The organism is Entomobacter blattae (genome assembly GCF_014672835.1).
GTDB classification, from domain to species: Bacteria; Pseudomonadota; Alphaproteobacteria; order Acetobacterales; family Acetobacteraceae; genus Entomobacter; species Entomobacter blattae.
Genome location: NZ_CP060244.1, coordinates 910,695 through 929,179 on the forward strand (window position 1 = coordinate 910,695; position 18,485 = coordinate 929,179).

At 47.1% G+C, this 18,485-nt stretch carries 14 protein-coding genes, 1 tRNA gene and 1 pseudogene; 5 read left to right on the forward strand and 11 right to left on the reverse strand.

Going from position 1 to position 18,485, the window contains the following annotated elements; all coding sequences use genetic code 11:
• Window positions 1-9: 9 nt before the first annotated feature.
• On the forward strand, window positions 10-3,078 hold the full coding sequence (locus tag JGUZn3_RS04120; RefSeq protein ID WP_203414439.1) for an efflux RND transporter permease subunit: 3,069 nt from the start codon (window positions 10-12) through the stop codon (window positions 3,076-3,078).
• Here the strand turns inward: JGUZn3_RS04120 and JGUZn3_RS04125 are convergent.
• The 6 genes from JGUZn3_RS04125 to apaG form a co-directional block, all read right to left on the reverse strand.
• The gene (locus JGUZn3_RS04125) at window positions 3,075-3,554 is read right to left on the reverse strand and encodes a DUF4149 domain-containing protein (protein WP_203414440.1); all 480 of its coding nucleotides are present in this window, start codon (window positions 3,552-3,554) and stop codon (window positions 3,075-3,077) included. The two genes, JGUZn3_RS04120 and JGUZn3_RS04125, sit on opposite strands and share 4 nt — an antisense overlap.
• A gap of 223 nt (window positions 3,555-3,777) precedes the next feature.
• Window positions 3,778-4,755 carry a biotin/lipoyl-binding protein gene (locus tag JGUZn3_RS04130; RefSeq protein ID WP_203414441.1) on the reverse strand — a complete coding sequence of 326 codons (978 nt, stop codon included), beginning with the start codon at window positions 4,753-4,755 and terminating at the stop codon, window positions 3,778-3,780.
• 60 nt (window positions 4,756-4,815) lie between these two features.
• A complete protein-coding gene (locus tag JGUZn3_RS04135) occupies window positions 4,816-5,010 on the reverse strand; it encodes a DUF1656 domain-containing protein (RefSeq protein ID WP_203414442.1) in 195 nt (64 codons plus the stop codon).
• 3 nt (window positions 5,011-5,013) lie between these two features.
• Window positions 5,014-7,095 (reverse strand): FUSC family protein, encoded by a 2,082-nt coding sequence (locus tag JGUZn3_RS04140; protein ID WP_203414443.1) that lies wholly within the window; start codon window positions 7,093-7,095, stop codon window positions 5,014-5,016.
• 358 nt (window positions 7,096-7,453) lie between these two features.
• A complete protein-coding gene (folE, locus tag JGUZn3_RS04145; RefSeq protein WP_203414444.1) occupies window positions 7,454-8,077 on the reverse strand; it encodes a GTP cyclohydrolase I FolE in 624 nt (207 codons plus the stop codon).
• A gap of 42 nt (window positions 8,078-8,119) precedes the next feature.
• Window positions 8,120-8,596 carry a Co2+/Mg2+ efflux protein ApaG gene (apaG, locus tag JGUZn3_RS04150; protein ID WP_203414445.1) on the reverse strand — a complete coding sequence of 159 codons (477 nt, stop codon included), beginning with the start codon at window positions 8,594-8,596 and terminating at the stop codon, window positions 8,120-8,122.
• A 199-nt stretch (window positions 8,597-8,795) separates the two neighbouring features.
• On the opposite strand from apaG, the gene JGUZn3_RS04155 reads away from it, so the two are divergent.
• Window positions 8,796-8,869 (forward strand) — tRNA-Gly (locus tag JGUZn3_RS04155).
• Window positions 8,870-9,152: 283 nt separating this feature from the next.
• On the opposite strand, the gene JGUZn3_RS04160 is transcribed toward JGUZn3_RS04155, so the two are convergent.
• The 4 genes and pseudogenes from JGUZn3_RS04160 to JGUZn3_RS04175 all read right to left on the reverse strand — a co-directional run bounded on the left by JGUZn3_RS04160 (window position 9,153) and on the right by JGUZn3_RS04175 (window position 12,192).
• Window positions 9,153-9,872 (reverse strand): hypothetical protein, encoded by a 720-nt coding sequence (locus JGUZn3_RS04160; protein ID WP_203414446.1) that lies wholly within the window; start codon window positions 9,870-9,872, stop codon window positions 9,153-9,155.
• Window positions 9,873-10,021: 149 nt separating this feature from the next.
• Complete coding sequence (locus JGUZn3_RS04165) at window positions 10,022-10,912, reverse strand: reverse transcriptase domain-containing protein (RefSeq protein ID WP_203414447.1); 891 nt, start codon at window positions 10,910-10,912, stop codon at window positions 10,022-10,024.
• A 353-nt stretch (window positions 10,913-11,265) separates the two neighbouring features.
• Window positions 11,266-11,591 (reverse strand): annotated as a pseudogene (locus JGUZn3_RS12285) (type III PLP-dependent enzyme); the annotation flags it as partial.
• Window positions 11,545-12,192, reverse strand: a complete 648-nt coding sequence (locus JGUZn3_RS04175) for a hypothetical protein (RefSeq protein ID WP_238996893.1) — start codon at window positions 12,190-12,192, stop codon at window positions 11,545-11,547. The pseudogene JGUZn3_RS12285 and the gene JGUZn3_RS04175, both read right to left, overlap by 47 nt.
• Before the next feature lie 400 nt (window positions 12,193-12,592).
• Here JGUZn3_RS04175 and JGUZn3_RS04180 point away from each other — a divergent pair, with 400 nt between their 5' ends.
• The gene (locus JGUZn3_RS04180) at window positions 12,593-12,919 is read left to right on the forward strand and encodes a DUF1653 domain-containing protein (protein ID WP_238996894.1); all 327 of its coding nucleotides are present in this window, start codon (window positions 12,593-12,595) and stop codon (window positions 12,917-12,919) included.
• Between the two features lie 163 nt (window positions 12,920-13,082).
• On the opposite strand, the gene JGUZn3_RS04185 is transcribed toward JGUZn3_RS04180, so the two are convergent.
• Window positions 13,083-14,213, reverse strand: coding sequence for a type III PLP-dependent enzyme (locus tag JGUZn3_RS04185; RefSeq protein WP_203414448.1), 1,131 nt, complete (start codon window positions 14,211-14,213; stop codon window positions 13,083-13,085).
• A 903-nt stretch (window positions 14,214-15,116) separates the two neighbouring features.
• On the opposite strand from JGUZn3_RS04185, the gene JGUZn3_RS12290 reads away from it, so the two are divergent.
• Together JGUZn3_RS12290 and JGUZn3_RS12980 are read left to right on the forward strand one after the other, a co-directional pair.
• Complete coding sequence (locus JGUZn3_RS12290) at window positions 15,117-16,256, forward strand: YihY/virulence factor BrkB family protein (RefSeq protein ID WP_238996895.1); 1,140 nt, start codon at window positions 15,117-15,119, stop codon at window positions 16,254-16,256.
• A gap of 1,116 nt (window positions 16,257-17,372) precedes the next feature.
• Window positions 17,373-17,561, forward strand: coding sequence for a hypothetical protein (locus tag JGUZn3_RS12980; RefSeq protein ID WP_203414449.1), 189 nt, complete (start codon window positions 17,373-17,375; stop codon window positions 17,559-17,561).
• The last annotated feature ends 924 nt before the right edge of the window (window positions 17,562-18,485 follow it).

An 18,485-nucleotide genomic window follows, 5' to 3' on the forward strand; every position in this document is an offset into this window, starting at 1 on the left:
GGCGGGGAAGTGTTAAGATTTATCAAGGCACTGTTACGCCATGGTGGCATTATCATGGGTTTGTGTGCGGTGTTAACCATAGCGGGGATTATAGACCTGCGCACCTTACCTGTTGAGCCTGTGCCTGATATTTCTCCTAAGCAGGTTATGCTGTCTGTTACGGCGCCGGGCTTGCCAACGGAAGAGGTGGAAAGGCTTGTAACCTTGCCAGCAGAAACGGCCATGGCGGGGATTCCTGGCATTGTTAATCTACGCTCTATCACTCGTACAGGCCTTACGGTGCTTTATCTTCAATTTCGGGAAGATACAGATATTTACTTGGATCGTACGCTGGTTTCCCAAAAACTGGATGATATCCGGGCGAACATATTTTTAGGAAATGTGACCTTCTCCCTTGGCCCATTGGCAACAGGGATGGGGGAGATCCTTTCTTTCCAACTGAAGGGGGCAAATTATCAGCTTGAAGACTTGTTTCAGATCATGAAATGGAAGGTAATTCCCCAGTTAAAGCTGGTGCCAGGGGTGATCGAGGTTAACAATAATGGCGGGGCTGAAAAGACATTTCGTGTTAGCATTAATAACGACAGGATGATTGAAAACCATATCTCGCTTTCGAGTGTCTATGATGCGCTGGATGGAGTTAACAAGGCTGTTAGTGGCAACTGGCTGGATATTAATGATGAGCACAGCAATATCGTCGGTCGCACCTTGATAAAAGACTTGGAAGATTTTGGCAATATTCAGGTCAGTGCTAGTCAGAAAGGTTCTGTTATCCATCTGCGAGATATTGGGGAGGTGGGTTTTGCAGCCCGCCCACGGTTTGGGGGAGCCAGCCGTGATGGGAAGGGAGAGATTATTAACGGCGTTATTCTTTTGCAGCAAGGGGCCAGTGCCAAGGCCACCTTAAAAAATCTTCAGGAGGCTATACCTCGTATTCAGGCCACTTTGCCCCAGGGCGTGAGTATGGATGTTTATTACAGCCGCGCTCACTTAACTGATGAAACAATCCATACCGTAAAGGAAAACCTGCTTTGGGGTGCTATTTTGGTGCTGGTGGTGTTGCTTGTGGTCTTGGGAGATTTAAGGGCTTCTTTGGTGATCGTTTCCGTGATTCCCTTTTCGCTGGTTATGGCCATGGTGGGGATGCATTATTTGGGAATATCAGCCAACCTGCTCAGCCTTGGGGCCATTGATTTTGGCATGATCGTGGATGGCTCTTTGGTGATTGTTGAAAAGGTTATGAGTGCGCGCCGGATAGAATATAGCGATATGGCAGATCTGGTAGCTCATAACTGGACCCAGGTGGTCAGGCCTGTAACCTTTGCCATTATGATTATTATATTGGTTTATCTCCCCATTCTGACCTTGCAAAGTGTAGAAGGGCGTATGTTTCGTCCCATGGGGCAAACGGTTATCCTAGCCCTTATTGCTTCTCTTTTGTTTTCCCTTTTTTGCATCCCGATTATTGCGCGGTTATGTGTGCGGGTGGGAAGCCACCATAAGGATACATTTTTTATTCGCTTTGTACGCAAATATTATACCCCGATTTTCTATTGGTGCATGCAAAATACCACCAAGGTGTTTGGTATAGCTCTTATTGTGCTGGTTTTTTCCGGTGTCCTTGCGACCCGCTTGGGGGGAGAGTTCATTCCCCAGTTGCAAGAAGGCAGCCTGGTGCTGAATTCTGTGCGCTATCCTAGCATTTCGCTGGATTCATCGTTGCGCTCCGTACAGGAGATCGAAAAAGTCCTGACGTCTTTTCCCGATGTACGAACGGTTGTTAGTAATACGGGTACTGCCATTATTCCCACAGACCCCCAAGGTTGGGAGGAAACCGATACCTTTATTTACCTGAAACCAAAATCTGAGTGGAAAACCGCCTCAACCCAGGAAGGGCTGGTCAAGGCTTTTGATGAAGCGTTACAGAAAAACATTATTGGCTCTACCTTTACCTGGTCTCAGCCGATTGAAATGCGCATGCATGACCTGCTTTCTGGTGTGCGCTCTCAAATTGCTCTCTCCTTTTATGGGGATGATGTCCGTAAGCTGGTCAGCTTAGCCAAACAGGCAGCGACCCTTATGAAGACGATCCCCGGCGCTGCCGACGTAGCGGCCAGGGAGGTGGAAAGTAACCCGACCCTGCATATTGATGTTGATAGAACCATGACAGGGCGGTTGAATGTGGATACCCAGGAAATTCTTAAAACCGTGACTGCCCTGGCAGGCTATATTGGGCCGCCTGTTTCCATGAATGGGAGTTTAATTCCCACTCAGGCCGTTTTTATGCTGCAAGATCGTGATAGCCTGGACGATATTCGTAATTTGGCAGTCTTTAATCGCGATGGTGTTCCCGTTAGGCTCTCGCAGGTAACCCATATGACCCGGGAGGATACGCCTGTGAGTATCCGCCATAACCGTGGCTCGCGCCAGGTGGTGGTGCAGGCCAATGTACGCGGGCGCGATATTAACTCCTTTGTGGTGGAAGCTCAGGAGAAGATCCGCACTCAATTGCCTTTGCCGCATGGTTACAGAGTTGAATGGGGTGGGCAGTTTAACAATATGAAATCAGCCCTAGCTAGGCTTGAAGTGGTTGTGCCGATTGCGATTTTCCTGATTTTTTGCCTCTTGATTGTAGCCTTAGGCAATGTTGCCTTAGCGGTTTTGGTGCTGGTGAACTTACCCTTTGCCGCCACGGGGGGGATTATTGCCCTATATATTCGGGGTATGCCCTTTAGTATTTCTGCCAGTATTGGCTTTATTGCGCTTTTTGGTATTGCCGTGTTGAATGGGGTGGTTTTGGTGAGTTATATCTCTTATAAACGCCAGCGTGAGGAAAAACCAGTTCTAGAGGCCATTCATGAAGCAGTGGAAGACCGTTTCAGGCCGGTTATGGCTACGGCCAGTGTGGCTTGTTTGGGCTTTTTCCCCATGGCTTTTTCCATGAGTGAGGGAGGAGAGGTTGAAAAACCTTTGGCCACAGTGGTGATGGGGGGGCTTGTATCCTCTACAGCTCTAACTTTGTTGGTTATTCCCGCCCTTTATGCCCGTATGGCCAAATATTTCAAAAAAAGCCTTTAGAAAAAACTATATCCCACACTGCCTGTTACAGCCCCGAGAATGGTTATAAGGCTTAGCACGAGCATAACCCAGTGCATAATCTGCAAACGATGATAGGTTTTTACAGGCTCTTTTTGGGCATCCTTATGGATTTTCTGTTCAAGAAAAAAGGGTTCAATAACAAACAGCATTAAGGTGAACATCAGCCAGACAAAAACCATGGCATGCATCCACCAAAAATGGGCCTGGGCAAAACGGCCCCATAAATGCATTTGCCAGGCCATATAAAACCCTGACAGCCCTGCGATTAGGGTGGTGACGCGGGCTTGTGTGGCAAAGCGGCTTTCAATTTTATGGAAAAGCTCTACGCGTTGGGCGGGCGGAAAATTTTTACGAATAGCGGGCAGAAGAATGGTGGTCACCATACATACCCCACCAATCCAGATGACGATTGCAAGCACATGAAGGGCACGAGCTATGGCATAGGCTGTAAACATTTGGGCCTCTTCTTGAAAGACTGCAAATAGGGAAGTGCCGCTGAACCCTTGGGGAAATGTGCCTTTTTGAAAGGCTCATCAGGGTTTGGAGGCCTCTTTTAAAAAGCAGGATAACTTTATTGCCCGCTTTTGTGAACTAGCCTTCTTTTGTGAACCAGCCTTTTTAGAGATATTGCCGTTTATGGGGCCTTGTTTATGGGGTCTTGTGGGAGAGCAGCCTTGGTTAGATCGCAGGGGGATTAGGCTTTTGGGCGGGATAGGGGCCGAAGTGAAAAAGTCGGGCTTTGAAACGCTCTAGGGCATCTTTAAGGGAGAGCCGTGGGCGGTGGCCATCGTCAGCGAGAATGGTGACAGTGGCTGTCATGCCTGCACTAATGGTTTCTCCTTCGGGGATAGAATCAATCTTAATTCGTACAGGAATACGCTGGGCAAGCCTGACCCAGGTATAGACAGGGTCTACCAGGGGTAGCCCCTGGGTCGAGGGTGTAGCGTTGGCCGTGGCAATGCCGCGGGTAATGCTTTCCACATGGCCTGAAAGCGGTTTTTGATAGCCGATCAGGTCAATACGGGTTAAGTCGTTGATGTGGATATCCCATAATTTTGTTTCTTCAAAATAGCCATCTACCCAATAGGAATCGGCATCAATAATATGGATATTGGCTTGGCCAGCCGTGGCAAAGTCCCCTATCCGCATGGTGAGGTTGGTAATATAGCCGTTTACGGTGCTTCGTATTTTTGTGCGCTCAAGGTTAATTTGTGCTTGGGAAAGGGCCGCTACGGCCTCCCCATACAAGGCCTTGGCCTGGGCGGCTGTGGCTTCAAAGGTTTGTTTTTCCTCAGCAGAGGCAGAAAGATTGGTAAGCTGCTGGCGGCGGGCATGCTGGGAAAGCTTAAGGGTCATATCGGCCATTCGTTCGTTAACTCTGGCCTGGGCAGAGGCCACAGCTATGCGAAAATCAAAAGGGTCTACTTCGTAGAGGATATCGCCTTTATGGACGAACTGGTTATCGTGAACGGCAATGGCAATGATCTGGCCGGAAATACGCGGGGCGATATTGGCCACCTGTGCACGGATCTGACCGTTCCTTGTCCAGGGCGAGGCCGTGTAATAATCCCAAAGGGTAACTCCCACCACTGTTGCTACTCCCAGGAGGGACAGCGTAAGAGAAAGGCGCATAATACGCTGTGCGCGTTTAAACACGAAGAAAATTCCTTTGAAAATAAAAGCAGTACGAATGAAAATAAAAAAAATACAAAACCATCAGAATAAAAGGGTAAATAAGGCTAAAAAACAAATGAGTAAGGCAAATTCTGCTAAGGGTAAGTTCCAGAACAGGGTATGGATTTTAAGCCTTGTCAGCACGGGGCGGATTAATACGATCGCCACCAGGCTCAAGAGGGCATTGTAGACAAAAGAGGAAATCAGCACACCGTTAATATCAATCACACCAGACATGGTTTAATTGGCCTTCACAGCAATAATATCGGAATGGTAAAGGGCACGGGTATTATGCTTCAACAGGTGGGCAACATGGTAAAGCGCTGCAGCACAGCTTAAAACTACCCCTTGTTCTTCACGGATAAGGTTTGCGCGTATCTGTAAAAATGTCTCGCAACAGAACAGGATGGAAGAGATGGTTATGGCCCTGTCATGGTCGGTAATGGCGCTTAGGGCCTCTTGGGCAGCTGGCAGGGCGGCAGGAATATGGCAGGCTCGTTCCAGATAGCGCCTGCTTCTGGCCAGGGCCCCGTTTAAATCCCCCAGCGACATTAACCGTGAGAAAACCTTTTCAGCAGCCAGGGTTTGTGGGCGTTGGTCATTCCATAATAGGGTTTGGGCCAGTCTGTCATATTGGCGGGTCACCAGGGCGGGACCTTCATGTTCGCCAATATGGAAGAATTGGTTTTTAAGATCAGTTACAACAGAAAGGGCAATCCGAAACCTTCGACGGCGCGCAGAAACAGGAAAGATCAATACAATGCAGATAAAAATCAGGATAGAGGCAAAGAGGAAATAAACACTTCTGTCCACAAAAGCGGTGGGATCAAAATCATGGCGGTTCTCAAGGGAGAGGACGGCAAAAAAGAACACCCCAAAATTAAAGCCTATCTGGCTGGTTTTTGGGTTAAGCAGCAAAAGGCACGCCAGAAACACCTGGGGGAGGAGGATAATGGCCAGATAAACCATGCTGTTGCCGTAAGGGAGAGCAAAATAATTCACTATTGCGGCACTGCATATGGTGAGGGGAATGCCGATGAGAGAGCCATAGCCAATAGCTTTTGGTGCTGGGTTAAGCCCTGCCTGGGTGAGCATAATAGAGACCTGGCTCAGTGTAATGGTAATGGCTGGAATACCCGATAAAACACAAACAAATGCCGTGATGGAAAAACCAAACAGGGTTCTGAGCGCATTCATAAAAGCGGCAAACCTATCCTGGTGGCGAACAATACGGGTAGGTGGGGAGGCTGAGGCTGCCTTGCGCCCCCGAATAAGGGTGTCAATCCCGTTAGCAACCCAGCGTGTTTGCAAAACAATCCGTTCAGTACGCTCAATCAAAAAGGCTTCCTGTGGGGAAGTGGGAAGAATGAGTTGCCCTGTTTTCTGGTCTTTCTCAAGCAAGGTTTCTAGGGCATTTTGTGTTTGGTAAACGGAAAGGGCTGCTGGCATCTCGCTTGTGTAATAGGTGCGTATTTTTGTATGAAGCTGCTGGGTAATGGGCTGGTGGTGCAAAATATCGTTAATGGCCCGGCTGCAGGAAATAATATCTAACATTCCTACCATAGCAGAACGGGCACCTGCTGTGCGATAAACGCTGTCTTCCATTTCTGTCCTGGCAAAGGACATATCTGAAATCAGCCCAATGATACGGGCTGCTAGCTCGGCTATCGTCTTGTCATTGGGCAGCGGGTGACCTTCTATAGCCCGATCGGCCAGGCTATAGACTTCCTGAGAAATAAGATGCAGTTTTTCTGCCAGTTTTTTCCATGCTGTAGGGGAGCCAAAAAAATCGTTAATACAGGCTACAGTAGCAATACCCACGGCAATGGCTGCGGTACGGTTTACGGCAAGCTCAAAAACATCTTGGGGCTGGTCTATGGCGGCAATGCTGATAATAATGGCAGTATAGCCGGCTAGAATGGCTCCATAAGAGCGAAAATCCCGCTCCAGAGAGCCAATAGCGACACAGGTGCACAACCATAGACCCATTCCACCTAGTAAAAGGTAGCGTTCTTGGGGGAAGAGGGCGACCAGAATAATGGAGACTATAGCCCCAATGATAGTCGCCGCCATGCGGTATATGGCCTTGGAAAGGACTTGGCCGCGCAAGGGTTGGGCAAGGAGCATAACCGTGATAGCAGCCGACGAAGGGGACTCTAGCTGAAGCCAGAACGAAGCACTTAAGGCCAGTACAACAGAAAGCCACGTGCGGAGGCAAAAGCTCCAGCACCCTGGTGGGAAAAGCCAGTTTTTAAGGGATACGGCATAAATGCCTACAGGAGCCGCCTGGTAGAAGGCTTTTTTTAGAGAGAGTGTCAACAAGGGATTATGGCATTAAAATAATACGACATTAAAATAACAAGGCTGTGGTCGATGGTAAATTTTGTGTCAGCTTAATGGAAATAGATCCAGAATGGTGTAACAAAGTACAACAATCGGGGAGCTAAAGAAGAAAAAGAAAATATTAAAATGGCGTTTTATAGCTTAATGCATTGATCAATAAAGAAATTTTCCTCCACCAGAGAAGAGGTCTCCCCTTGAAGGGGAATAAGAGGGCAGGGGTGTATAATATGCATGGCTTGGAAAAAACGCTCCCCAGATTTACGTCTATCCCAAGTTTACTCTTATCCCCAGTTTACGTTTATCCTAGGGCTCATGCCTAAAAGCTAACCGGTTTAGGTTACCGTAAAAAGGCTGTGCGAGGGGCAAAAATTTGGGCTATTAACTCCTGTCGCAGGGCAGGGTCGGTTTTATACTTGCCAAGTAGGGTAGAAGTGCTCATGGAAACACCAGGGCGATGAACACCGCGGGTTGTCATGCAGTGATGGTCTGATTCTATAAAAACGGCCACGCCTTGGGGTTGCAGGGCAGTATGAATGGCGTTGGCAATTTCAGCGGTTAATCGTTCTTGAATTTGCAGGCGGCGCGCATAGGCATTCACCACCCGGGCGAGTTTGGAAATCCCTACAACCCGTTTATTGGGGAGATAGGCGATATGAACAATGCCGATGATGGGAACCATATGGTGTTCACAGTGGCTTTCAAAGCGGATATCCCTTAATATAACGCTTTCATTATAGTTTCCGACTTCTTCAAAAACGCGGCTTAAATAGTCCAGCGGGTCTTGGTTATAACCTTCGAAAAATTCATCATAGGAGCGAATAACTCTTTGAGGAGTTTCTTGTAATCCTTCCCTCTCTGGGTCCTCACCTATCCAGCGGAGGAGGGTGCGTATGGCGTCTTCAGCTTCTGTGCGGGTGGGGGTTGCTGTAGGGCGGTTTTTTTTGGGGGGAGATGTCGTCATGGTTGTATCCATATCTGATCGGCGTATAAAAGGGGAGGTCGACTATTGAACCAGTTGAAACTGATAGGGGCTGTCAAGGCTGAAGGTGGGGATCTGGATATCAAATCGTTCATTGGTGGCATGGTTGATCAGGGTGTATTTCCCGCGCATAAAACCTGAGGGGGAGCGCAGCATAACACTGGAAGTATACTCAAAAGCAACACCAGCGTTCAGCACGGGTTGTTCCCCTACCACACCATGCCCTTGAACATGCTCTATACGGCCGCCCCCATCGATAATTTCCCACTGGCGACTCAGGAGTTTTACAGTGTCGCTGCCGTGGTTTTCCACCCGAATATGATAGGCCCAGCAAAATAGGCCTTCCTCTGGTGTTGATTGATCTTCGAGCCAAAAGGCCTTAACACTGACATGTATTTTTTCGGTCACCGCTTCAAAGCGCCCCAGGTTTTTACCCAAATCTAGCGGCAGGCCTTCCGGATCAAAAAAAACCTGGGCACGGTGGAAAAAATCTTCAGCCATAAAGGGGTAGTCCTGTTAGAAAAATGAAAAAGGTGGTCAAAATCTTTCCCCATTTCACTGGGAAAGCATGGGGCAGCTTTATCGGCCAATGTGGTTATACATATAATATGATGACATTAAAATACAAACCCGATTGCTTTTAAAGAAAAACTTGGCTACAAGAAGGGCATAAATTCTTCTATGGCATTTAGAACGGTATGCGGGTGTAGTTCAATGGTAGAACGGCAGCTTCCCAAGCTGCATACGAGGGTTCGATTCCCTTCACCCGCTCCAGATCCTTGGATTTCATCACATATTTGAAAAACAGGGACAAAAATCACCAATTTTTGCCTGTGTAGATAATATGCAGAAAAATTTGCGGAATCATTCCTTCAAGCCACAATAAACCCTCTTCAGACCACTATTCAGCAGATATGCGCGCGTACCCTGCCAAATCGGACAGGCTTGGTATGCTCCCAACCCATGGAAATGCTCCGGGGCTTGAGGGAATTGGACGAAGCCTGCATGCTCGCTGACGCGGATAAGGCTCGATCGTACACTCTCTCTATAGCTTGCTCTACTGCTTGGCGGCGTGATGCAGGATGGCCTTTTGGATGCGCTCTAGCAAGGGATCGAAGCCCGAAAAATCGATCTTGTCTGCGTTGGCCTTCAAGACAGATTTCGCAAAAATCATTTTGCTGTAATGCTTGGAGGAATCGAATTCTTTTCCGTTGGTGAGACTCAACTTCTTGCCATTGATCTCGTGATTGCGCCATTTCTCTGGAAATAGGTCTTCGATACAAGTGTATAACTCTTTTTTGAGCGTTTTTGGCGTAGGCATTTTTTTCTCGGGCGCTTTTACGATATAGAGGTTCTCTGTCACATGGTAGAAATCGGCTGTGGACGGTATTTCGATGAGTAGATTACTAGTTTCCTTTGCAGGACTCGTAACAGGGGGAGAGCCTTCGTTATTGCGAGTTAGTTTAGAATGAACTTCCTTCGCGGCTTTCGCGACGGGCTCCAACCCATCGTCATTATCGAGAACGATGATGACAGGATGCTTCATTGGCTTATGCGCAAACGGTTTATGTGAACTCTTTGAAAGTTTGAGGTTGTGCAGATAGTCTAGCGGGATTGATTTCAGATCGCCCGTACCGCCTCTTAAATCCATTACTTCATTGGCCAACTTGCTGCCATAGTTATAGTTAAAGTACCTCACAGCATGCTTAAAACCGTTCTTGCCGGGCGCTCCGAGGGTGGGATGGAATTTCGCTCGTCTCTTGATGGCTTCTCGCAAATAGACGGAATCAGTCTTGCCTTCTGTAATAATTAGCGGCTCCTGAAGCGCTATGCAGTACTTATAGAAAAGGAAGCGGCGGAAAAGCTTTCGGATCGCACGCGGTTTTTTTCGCTGATCGGGGAGTTCTCTGCGTTCTTCGGTTTGCGTTACTGAGTAAATATGGCTAAGGATGCCTGAAGGGGATTGAGGTTGCTGGTCAGATCAGGCTTGGGGCCTTCATTATCGTCATCGGGTTGGGTCATAACCTTATAATACTGCCCCGTCTGGAAAAGCACGTCGCACATGGCGCGAGCACGGCGATAATAGTCGCTGCGGATGTTGACCTTTTCATTGACCACCAAACCAGTGACCATCTGCCTGCTATCCTGAAAATGCATTCGGGTCTTGGCAGCGTTGACCGTGAACCCAGAGGTTACGATCTTGTCAACAAGCTCATCGCTCAAATGCCAGACCGGAGGGTCGTTTGTATCAACGGTTGCCAATCCGGTTGGAAACTCTCTTTGGCTTGTCGAGAAGGTGATATCGTCGGCGTAGCGTGTATAGGTTACGCTATATTTTTTGGCCAATCGAACGAGATGCATGTCCAGAATTTGAGCAATGAGCTCGGAGATTACGGGCGAGCAAGGGCTTCCTTGAGGAAGTGCCGCTCCGTCGCATGCAATCTGAGCGATCGTGGTGGCCACCTCGGGGTGGAGGCCGAACGCCTTGTCCTTCAGGAAAAATCCGCGTACTCGACCAAAGTTAAAGGAAGGAAAGAAGTCTTCCAGGTCGAGGTTGAGAACCCAGTGTTTTCTCTTGTGGCGTCTGGCATTTTCGGCGATCGAACGGCCCTTTCGAAAACCGAAAGAAATCGGCTTTGCGCTTCGTTCCCTCTCGATTTCCGCGAGGCATCCATTGAGTACGTGGGAAAGGTGCGACTGCAACTTCTTGAGCTTGGGAACCGGGGCTTTAATCGTTCGCTTACCGCCAGAGTTCTTGTCGATCTCGAAAATCGTGTATTTCTGGTCGAGCGGGGTCATATAAACAATCGAAGTCAATGCCTTGGGTCTATATCCCAAGATCTCTGCAAGCCCTTTTCTGGATGTGGCAGATTTTAATTTATGAAGATAAGACATATCACTCGCAAATAAAAAGGCTTACAGGCACTCCTACGCGATGAACATACGGGCTATTTAAACAAACGAAATGTTTAACCCGCAATAAGTGTTAAAGAAGCACAAGCGTAGCTTGGCATTGGTACATATGTCTCGAATCCGGACAACAATTCTGCCTGTAAGCCGACTATCAGATTACACCAAAGGCTGGGAGAGCGGCAACATCGAAAGAGCACGATTGCTTGCTCGTTAGTGAAACGGCAGTTCCTTAGTAATATACCTTTCGAAAGGGGTCAGTCTGCTCCCTTGTTTTCGACCATCAGGCGACAATAGACTTGGGCATTTGGGGCCTGGTCTGCAATTTTTTCTAGTTCTTCTAGGCAGCAAACGCAAAAAGCCTTACTCCTGCCTGGTAGGCTTGTGCAATGGCAGAGGCTTTTTTGATGGTATTGCCAAACGAAATACCTCCAGCAGGAGTACCAGCTTGCAAGCATAATTCTACTTCTTCCCACGAGGCTGCATCAAAAGAAGAGCCCAGAGAGACCAGGCGTTCAAGAATAGCCATGGCAGGGTTGCTAGCCTTTAAGAGGGGGGGTATCCTCCTCGGAGGTTTTAGAGGCAGATTTGGCTTTGTGGGCCTTACGTTTGGCTGGGTGGCGTTTGTTGGAACGGGTGGGGGGTGGTGTTGCTGTAATAGTGTCCTGATACTGGCCGTTATGCCATATCCATTTATCCGTCCCATCTACCAAAAGATCTTTCATACCGTCATGTTCTTCGGGCAGAATGGCGATGGGGCCACTTACGGAATCCAGCACATTGACCCAACTTCCCCCCTTATTGAGATAGACTGACGTTGAACAGCCCGCAGACCCACACATACCAGCCGATTGGAGTTGAATGAAAAGGGCCTTGGCATCGACCCGACTGGAGATGTGGGCCGTTCCGATGAGTACTAGCGGGTTTTCATTATGACGGGCGGCTAGGGCAAGATCATCAGCGCTGAGTTTACGGGCAATCTTGTCGAGCTCGCTTCCAGGTTGTTCAGTTAAGGGCACCATAAGGGGGGTAGTAGAGGAAGAAGCCGTATTGTGGCTTTTATGGTGGCGGCTATGTTTGGTTTTATGGCTTGTATGGTGTGGGGTAGCAGCGGCAAATAAGGGGGAAATAGCGGTGCTGCTGAGCATTATGCCAGCGAGAAAGGAAGCAAACAGGCGCTTTGACATTGCTGTGCGTTCTCCAGGTTAGGTCAAGGGAGCGTTATAGCCTGAACGGACTCTGACAGTGCTCTCATAGGGTTTTGGCATTGTGGTATAAATGATATAAAAAAATTGACCAGGGAAAGCAAACAGATATATTGGCCCCAGTTTTTTATTGAGGTTTTTTATCTTAAGTTTTTTGTTGAGGTTTTTGGGGATCCTCTTGAACAATCGGCCATTGGCTCGTTAAATACAGGATATTCCCGTTTTTGTTGTGGGTGGCTTAGGCCGAGGGGAAGCGATTGTCAGTTATTGGGAGTAAGGGGCAGTGGGAGCCCCAGTTGGGCACCCTGCCTTCTTGTCCAGGAGAGAGCATAACACAGGTTTTTATGGAGATCTTACGGAAAACCCTGGAAGGAAAAAGACCATGAAGGCAAGGGCTGGCCATTCTGTCAATCATTCCCCTGGGGAAAATAATACTTCCCAGTTTGGGCAAATGTCTGAGAAAGTGTCTGGGCAAGCATCCGGGCAAACACCTCTTTTACCGGTTGTTGGCCGTTACCGCCATTATAAGGGTGGGGAATATACCGTGCTATTTTTGGCCAGGCACAGTGAAACAGAAGAGTGGATGGTGGTTTACAGAAGCGAGAAGGAAGGAACTTATTGGGTTAGGCCAAGAGAGATGTGGATGCAAACCGCAGGAGATGGCGTGCCACGTTTTACCAAGATGGACGAGGGGGAGGGCCCCCCTTAAGCAAGCCTTGCCATGTTTCCTTTTTGAAAAAGGCAGTTTCCCCGAAACACACTAAGGCCACACCCCCAAATGCCTGGTGGGAAGACATCACCAGGCAAAAATTGGGTTCACATTCACATCAGTTCACATAGAAAAAACGGTCAGCCGAATTTGAAGGCTTTTGCTAGATATAATATTCCGCTAAGGGTTTGAAGCCGTTAAATTTAGTGGCACAATAAGAAGAAACATACGCCCCTGTTGAATGCAGGCTGACCCGATCGCCTGACTTAAGCTGAATGGGGAGCTGGTAAGGCGTTTTCTCATACATAATATCGGCTCCATCACAGGTTGGCCCTGCAATGGCGGCAGAGACCATATCCCCTTCCGGATAGGGGGTCTCAATCTGGTATTTAATGGCCTCTCCTTCGGTTTCGGCCAACCCCCCAAAACGGCCAATATCAAGATAAACCCATTTCGGCCCATCGGGAATGCCTCTTTGACTGGTCAAGACCACTTCTGAACAGATTGTGCCGGCTTCGCCCACCAGGAACCGTCCTGGTTCGATGATGATGTGGGGGATGTTGTTTTTGAAATATTGTGTCATGGCTTGGGCGATGGTGCTGGTGAACTGGTCGATTTCTGGCACCTCTTCCTGATAGCGTATGGGAAACCCGCCTCCGAGATTTACCATGCGCAGATCGATCCCGGCGTGGGCAAGGTCTGTAAAGAGCAGGGCTGTTTTTGCGATAGCGGCCTCATAGGCGTGTATGGAGGTTTGTTGGCTGCCGACATGGAAAGAGAGTCCATAAGGGTCGAGGCCTAGGTCTTTGGCCTTGAGCATAAGGGTTTTGGCATTGTCCAGAGTTGTACCGAACTTGCGGGAAAGGGGCCATTCTGCTCCCTTATTTTCGACCATCAGGCGGCAATAGACTTGGGCATTTGGGGCCTGGTCTGCAATTTTTTCTAGTTCTTCTAGGCAGTCAAACGCAAAAAGCCTTACTCCTGCCTGGTAGGCTTGTGCAATGGCAGAGGCTTTTTTGATGGTATTGCCAAACGAAATACCCCCAGCAGGAGCACCAGCTTGCAAGCATAATTCTACCTCTTCCCACGAGGCTGCATCAAAAGAAGAGCCCAAAGAGACCAGGCGTTCAAGAATAGCCATGGCAGGGTTGGCTTTTACAGCATAGTAAATACTGGCCTGGGGTAGTTGGGTTTTAAGCTGTTGATAGCGGTATTCAACATGATCAACATCCACCACGAGATATGGCGTTGGCAAAGCCTGGTTTTCCAGAAAACGGGTTATTTTTGGATTCATTGCACACTCATCCCTTAATTCTAGATTCTGCAGGGGCAGAATATATTGCGAACGGTCTAACGGACCAGCGACCAATAAGGTTTAGTTAAAAACACTAAAGCCTGATTGCTAGAACGCTTGACGTCGTTGCGTAACCGCTGAGGGCCAGGGGCACGTGCGTTGTTGCGTAGGATTGCGGATATGGGGTTTTCTGAAAAAAAAAGCAATAAATAAATTATTATTTCTTTTGTTTTTTTTATAGCCATTTCCCATCCTTTTATTGACGGGAAAACAGGCGGTCGATCAGGGCAACCATGAAGAGGGGAAAACATTATAATGAGTAAAAATATGTATCATGAGTAAAAAGATGTTCACAAGCCAAAGTGAATAAATTTTTAAGACAATGGTAAGAAAAATGTATGAAGAACCATGAACACCTTATCTCTGCCTTAAGTAAAAACAAAGCATTCATACTTTAAGCAGAGAAAAATGGCCTTTAAACGTGACATCCTTTCCACAGCCATTATTTTAATGGTCTTATTTTTCTTCTATAGGGCAATTTTGTATTGTCACGAAGAGAAAACTGTTTTTGTATAGACTAAACGTTACAATTTCATATGCATGCTTATGAAGGAGAAGATTTTCTGCTGGGATAAAAGTGCTATTGGGACAAAAGCGCTATTCAAAGTCTTCACTCTGGGAACGGAGAAAAATCTTATGAGGTTTTGTAGACCTTCTTAAAAGCTTTAAGTGAGAGCCTCCAAAATATGAGAGCTCCCAGAACGGTTTTTAGAGCGGTTTTCCAGGAGGATTTCCCAGAACGGTTAAAAATTCTAAATGGTTAAAAACTCCAAGCGGTTTAAAAACAAGGTAAGGCCAACAGCACGATATTCAAGAGAAACTGAGCCATTCATGCAGCAGATAATGCCGGAAAATCAACCAGAGTCTTCCTTTATTCCCTCAGAGATTCCTCCAGAGACTCTTCCAGAGACTTCCGCTGAAGAGAGGGAGCTCCTTGCATCGGGTCTTGTCCAACAGGGGCCAGCGGGGAATTTCCCTAATCGCCAACAGCCGTTTTTGCAGGCGGTTCACCAAGGTTATCGGGTAGCCTTTCCCTGGCAGATCCCCTTTTCTGGATGGAAGCGTGTTGCTCGTATGGTTTTTCATAATTTGGGGTCAGATCAAACAGGGCTTTCTGCTGCAGGTTGCGCTTTTTATGGCACGCTCTCCCTTATTCCCTCCATTAGTGCGCTTATCTCTCTCTATGGCTTGTTGTTTGACCCCTATACTGTTGAACCCCAGTTAGAGAAAATGCGTATTATCATGCCCAATTCCCTGTATCAGATGATCAGCCAGCAAATCCACAATCTTTTAGAGCAACCTCACAGCACCCTAACCTTTAACCTGTTTTTCTCGTTCATGGTCACATTGTGGGCGGCCTCTGCCGGCACCAAGTCTATTCTTTCTGCTTTAAATATTGCTTATCAAGAGGAAGAGCACCGCAGCTTTCTGCATTATCAAATGACCGGTCTCTTAATGACGATTGGTTCCCTGCTTATTGCCATCCTGACTTTGGCCCTTTTAGTGGCTTTGCCTGCTATGGTGCATTATCTTCCCCTTACAGTTCCCTATCAGCTGCGTAAAAGCTTCGGTGTCGATTTTATTGAGCAGTCCTCAGACCTGTTTGTGCGGATGGGAAGCTTGTGTATCTTGGCCGTATTTGTTCTCTTTGCCTTTTCTTTTGTTTTTCGCTATGGCCCCTCACGGCGGAAGGCCAAATGGCGGTGGGTTATTCCTGGGGCATTGTTTACTATGATCTTATGGGGTCTCTCCTCTTATGCTTTTTCCATTTATGTGGGGCGTATGGCCAATTATACCACCACCTATGGGCCCTTAGGGACTGTGGCAGGTGTGATGATGTGGTTTTATGTTACGGCCTATGCTGTTGTTTTGGGGGCAGAGCTTAATGCCGCCTTGGAGCTGCATGTTAACACAGATACAACACAAGGTGAGGACCGGCCCATGGGGAAAAGGCAGGCCTATGTTGCAGACCATGTTGTCTAAAAGCTTTTTAAACAAGTTATCTATTAAAACCCCTGTAGAAAATACGCGGGTTGTCAATAGGGTATAGTGTGTCGCGAAAAGAGCTGTCGCACGCGTTCCTTTAACAGGCACAACATAGCGATGGTATTTCCGAAAGAGGGTCTGGCCGGCCCGCATATTAGTATTTACAAGAGTATCAAGTCCGGGTTCGTAAATGGGAATTTCCCCATTTTGTAGGGCATATAACCGTTGCGGGGTATTTTCTACAACGTGAACCTCGTGGCCGACTTAAAGATTCAGGATTCTCTGACCTTTGATGGGAGATCTTCGATGGGGCTCAACCGGTTTTTTGTAACATGACCACGGAGGAGGTGTGACTACTTTAACCTTTGTGTTTTCCAAGCCAAACTGAAGGCACTCTGGTATCCCCACGTAAAGCAGCAAAGAAAAAACTCTGGCACGGGTTTGTTAAGAATAAGAGCCAGGATGTGGATATGATGCAGATCGAAAAAGCTAGCTTATATCCAGTATAACACACCGAAAATTCAACTCCATCAGCTTCTCTCTAGAGCCAATATAGAGTTTGTAAACTGTTTTACGGAAAATGATCATTTCTTTTCGGTGCTTCTGTTTCTATATGCGTAAGCCTATAGCCATCTGTTGCAATAGTCCTGAGCATTTTTCCCATAGGCCTTCAGCAACATGCCAATAAATTCCATTTAGATAATAATGTGCCTCTGCGGTTGATAGGGCAAAACATGATGGATCAGCTGGCGGATATTGTCGGTTGGCCTTAATAAAAACATTCCTGTACCCCTCTTCTCGACATAATCAGCTTTTCATCCGTAAACCGGTAGAGGCCCGGTCGCTCGCGGTTATAACCTTTCTATAAAAACCGATCCCAGGTTAGGCTGATCATTGCTATCCCTGTGTTTGGCAAACTGTATACACAATATTAAAGATCTGATAGACGTTGTTGATTCTTATATTCCGCAACCATAACGCCCTGTTGATCGTTCATTTTTATGCCAATTGAAGACATTTTCTCGATTTCTGGCCATGCCCTTTAGGGACCACTCACTCTTTGATAAGGAAGGGCGGAGGTGAAGCTTTTTTCTGCCCGATGAAGGGTGAAAAATGTCTGACTGTGATGATGAAGGTGATATTGTTGGTATTCGTGATACTGTTAAAACGACTGTAACGGGCGTTGAAATGTTCCGTAAGTTGCTTGATCGCGGAGAGGCTGGTGATAATATGGGGGCTCTGCGTTTTTTACATTTCCATTTTGTATTATTACTATGCGTGTTGGTACAGAATTATGAATAGGATCTTTCTTGAAGATACGGGGTTATTCGTAATTTTTTAAGGTGGTGAGATTTTGTCACAAAACCCAATAAGAATAAGCAGGCATTTTGGCCTGTAGGGGTAAGAAAGCATAGCTTGTTTAGGGAATAAGCTCTTTTAAGGGTTAGCAGAGGCCAATATAGGGCTATCGATAAACCCATTGGGTCGCTAAAAATGGTCATTTCGAGGGGATCATTTTCTAGCCAGAAAGTACAGGTGATATCTGTTGTACCTTCCAGATATTGGCTCCCACTATCAAGTCAAGCTTTCAATGCGAGTTGTTGACCAGCAGAGCGGTAAAGATATCAGCAAGGAAGTTGGCGCCAAACCTACCTGTACGCGGGAATAACCCATTGTAACAAGGGTATGGAGGCGGTATTCTATGGTTGTTATCCCTATTCAAAGCTGGTTTTGCTTGTGTATGGGGTATAACCTCCATAGGGTTTCAAAGGGTCTGTTTTGCTCTAAGGGGCGTAAAAGGGAATGAGAGCGATCAATACGATTCGCATAGGAGGCATTGAGGTTCTACCTTTAATTGAAAAAAGTAAAGGACGTTGGCCGAAAGGGTATGGGTCCTTCTCTGGTGATCTTAATAATGGATAATGGTCGCTTGTGGTAATGGCACTTTGGAGCCCATCACCGATATGGTGGGAAAACTGTCTTCCTGAGTAAGTTTTTTCTTGTTTTTTTAAGGCTTTTTTTCAAGGTTTCCAGTTTGGCAACAGTTGTTGTTTTTGTTTTGTGTTCAAGCTGCTCGGATGAGAGGAAATGAAGCCAGTCATTAAAATAGACCAAGAAGAGGGGTTAGTGTAAAAAGCTCACATCCTCATTCTTGGTCTTCTTAAACCCAATGATCATTAGACCCCAGTGATAATCAAGTCTAGATCATAGTGTAATAAGATAATG

Bases quoted from the DNA above. Each gene is read 5' to 3' on its own strand.
- JGUZn3_RS04125 (WP_203414440.1), bottom strand. From the start codon at position 3,554: ATGTTTACAGCCTATGCCATAGCTCGTGCCCTTCATGTGCTTGCAATC.
- JGUZn3_RS04135 (WP_203414442.1), bottom strand. From the start codon at position 5,010: ATGTCTGGTGTGATTGATATTAACGGTGTGCTGATTTCCTCTTTTGTC.
- folE (WP_203414444.1), bottom strand. From the start codon at position 8,077: ATGACGACATCTCCCCCCAAAAAAAACCGCCCTACAGCAACCCCCACC.
- apaG (WP_203414445.1), bottom strand. From the start codon at position 8,596: ATGGCTGAAGATTTTTTCCACCGTGCCCAGGTTTTTTTTGATCCGGAA.
- JGUZn3_RS04175 (WP_238996893.1), bottom strand. From the start codon at position 12,192: ATGTCAAAGCGCCTGTTTGCTTCCTTTCTCGCTGGCATAATGCTCAGC.
- JGUZn3_RS04180 (WP_238996894.1), top strand. From the start codon at position 12,593: ATGAAGGCAAGGGCTGGCCATTCTGTCAATCATTCCCCTGGGGAAAAT.
- JGUZn3_RS04185 (WP_203414448.1), bottom strand. From the start codon at position 14,213: ATGAATCCAAAAATAACCCGTTTTCTGGAAAACCAGGCTTTGCCAACG.
- JGUZn3_RS12290 (WP_238996895.1), top strand. From the start codon at position 15,117: ATGCCGGAAAATCAACCAGAGTCTTCCTTTATTCCCTCAGAGATTCCT.
- JGUZn3_RS12980 (WP_203414449.1), top strand. From the start codon at position 17,373: ATGTCTGACTGTGATGATGAAGGTGATATTGTTGGTATTCGTGATACT.